Raw genomic sequence first — 2537 nt, forward strand, 5'->3', positions numbered from 1 at the left:
CCCCCGTACACCACCTGGTTACGATCACCCCCGTGTCCGTACTCCCCCTGGTGTTCACGAGTGGCTGGGCGAGCGGGATCAACGCCTACGCGGTGGTCCTCCTCCTCGGTGTCTTCGGCGCGACCGGTGTCACCGACGAGGTGCCGGCGTCGCTGCAGCGCACCGACGTCCTCGTCGTGGCCGGCGTGCTCTTCCTGTGCGAGGTGGTGGCGGACAAGATCCCGTACGTGGACTCGGTCTGGGACACGGCGCACACCGTCATCAGGCCGCTCGCCGGGGCCGTCGTGGCGGCGCTGCTGGCGGGCGAGAGCGGTTCGCTGCCGGAACTCGCCGCGGGGGCCATCGGCGGGTCCACCGCGCTGATGAGCCATCTGGTGAAGGCGGGCACCAGGATGGCGGTCAACACCTCCCCCGAGCCCTTCAGCAACATCGCGGTGAGCATCGCCGAGGACCTCGGGGTCGCCGGAGTCGTCACCTTCGCCATATTCCATCCGTGGATCGCGGCCTCCATCGCCGCGACGCTGCTGGTGCTCGGCCTGGTGATACTGGTCTTCCTGGCCTCCCGGATCCGCCGGTTCCTGCGCCGCAGAGCACAGCGGCGCGAAGAGAAACGCCTGGCGGAGACCGTCTCCCACCGGCCTGACGGAGACCGTCTGCCACCGGCCTGACGGCTGAGCTGTCGGCAGCGGCCGTTAGAGTCGCCGGCATGGCACGTATTGCGGTGATCGGCGCCGGCCTGGGCGCGATGTCGGCGGCGGCCCGGCTGGCCGTGGCAGGCCACCGGGTGACGGTGTACGAGCGGTCGGAGACGTTCGGCGGATCGGTCGGCCGCCATGCCCTGCACGGCTTCGCGTTCGACACGGGCCCCGGCCTGCTCCATCTTCCGGCCGTCTACCGCGACCTGTTCGTGAAGACCGGCAAGGAGCCGCTGGAGCGGTGCGTCACCCTGTCCCAGGTCGATCCGGCGAGCCGCCATGTCTTCGCGGACGGCACGGACGTGTCCCTGCCGAACGCCTCGCGGGCCGGCGTCGTCGCGGCCCTGGACGCCGCGCTCGGCGAGGGCGCCGGCGGGAGCTGGGGGGCGTTCCTCGACCGGGCGCGGGAGGCGTGGGACCGGTCGAGGCGGCCGCTGCTTGAGGAACCCCTGCGCCCCGACTGGCAGGTCCTGACCACGGATCCGTATCCGGCGCCCGTGCGGCGTCGGCTGCTGCGCCCATCTCTCCGGGCCGGCACGGTGGCGGAGATCGGGTCATGGGAGCTGGCGGATCCCCGGCTGGCCGCCCTGCTGGACGGGTACGCGCTGTCGTACGGACTCGATCCGCAGCGCGCCCCGGCGAGCACGGCCCTGCTGCCGTACATGGAGGAGACCTTCGGCAGCTGGTACGTCTCCGGCGGCATGCGGGCGCTCGCGCAGGCCGTGTACGAGCGGTGCCTGGCCCGGAAGGTGGAGTTCGCCTTCGGCGCGGAGGTGGCCCGGGTCCTGGAGAAGGACGGCCGGGCGGCCGGCGTGGAGCTGACGGACGGCACGGTCGCGGAGGCGGCCCACGTGGTGCTGGGGGCCCGGCCGCACCCGGACCTGATGCCCGCTCAGGATCTCTGGCAGAAAGGTGACGTGACGGTGCAGCCCCGGCCGGAGGGCTACGCGCCGACGGGCCGGTTCGTCGTTCTGCTGTCGCTGCGCGGCGCGCGGTCCGCGGACGCCGTGCACCGGACGCTGGTGCATCCGGCGGACGGGGCGGCGGAGCGCGAGGCGGTGTCCGGCGGCCGGCTCGCCGCGCACCCCACGGTGACGGTGCTGCGCCCCGACGATCCCTCGACCCGCCCCGACGAGGCCCACGAGGCCGTGACGCTGACGGCGACCGTCGCCCCGCACGGCCCGGTGGACTGGACGGACGAGTCGCTGCGGGCACGGTACGCGGACACCCTGATCGACACGGCGAGCGCGGCCGTGCCCGGTCTGCGGGACCGCATCCTGCACAGGGTGGTGCGGACGCCCGCGGAGTCCGAGACCGAGACGGGTGCGCCGGGCGGCGCGGTCCCCGCGCCCGCGCTGGCGGGCGCCGGCGGCGGCTGGCTCCACGCCGGCAACCGCACCCGGCTGCCGGGACTGTTGCTGGCGGGCGGCTGGTCGCATCCGGGCGGCGGTCCGGCGCACGCGGGCATGTCCGGGGCGCTGGTCGCGGGGATCATCGTCGAGGGCGACGGGTTCCGCGGGTCGCGGTGACGGCCGCGAGGCCCTCCCCGGCCGGGCTCAGTAGCGGTACTGCTCGTTGTAGCCCGTGTCGTAGCCGTTCGGGTACGGCGCCGGCTGGACGGGCTCCTCCGGGGGCATCGGCGGGTACTGCTCGCCCTCACGCTGCTGCGGCACCCAGACGCCGCCCGGCGGGGTCTCGGAGACGTACGACGGGGACGGGGCATACGGGTCGGCGAACTGCTGGCCGTTGCCGTAGCTGTCGTAGCCCCCGTCGTTCCCGTACGTGCCGTACTGCGGTGTGCTCGCGGTGGTGCCGATGTACGGGTCGGAGTACGCGGCGTAC

Annotated in this window: 2 protein-coding genes and 1 pseudogene; 2 read left to right on the plus strand and 1 reads right to left on the minus strand. The window is 73.9% G+C overall.

Annotated elements, in window-relative coordinates; translation table 11 throughout:
• Positions 1-32 precede the first annotated feature (32 nt).
• Entirely contained in the window at positions 33-668 is a 636-nt protein-coding gene (locus EAO72_RS41585; RefSeq protein WP_148022557.1) for a DUF4126 domain-containing protein, read from the plus strand.
• Positions 669-706: 38 nt separating this feature from the next.
• Entirely contained in the window at positions 707-2224 is a 1518-nt protein-coding gene (locus EAO72_RS41590) for a phytoene desaturase family protein (protein ID WP_187285461.1), read from the plus strand.
• A gap of 27 nt (positions 2225-2251) precedes the next feature.
• Here the strand turns inward: EAO72_RS41590 and EAO72_RS41595 are convergent.
• Positions 2252-2537 (minus strand): annotated as a pseudogene (locus EAO72_RS41595) (hypothetical protein); the annotation flags it as partial.

The organism is Streptomyces sp. OR43, from assembly GCF_008042275.1.
Lineage (GTDB): Bacteria > Actinomycetota > Actinomycetes > Streptomycetales > Streptomycetaceae > Streptomyces.

Bases quoted from the DNA above. Each gene is read 5' to 3' on its own strand.
- EAO72_RS41590 (WP_187285461.1), top strand. From the start codon at position 707: ATGGCACGTATTGCGGTGATCGGCGCCGGCCTGGGCGCGATGTCGGCG.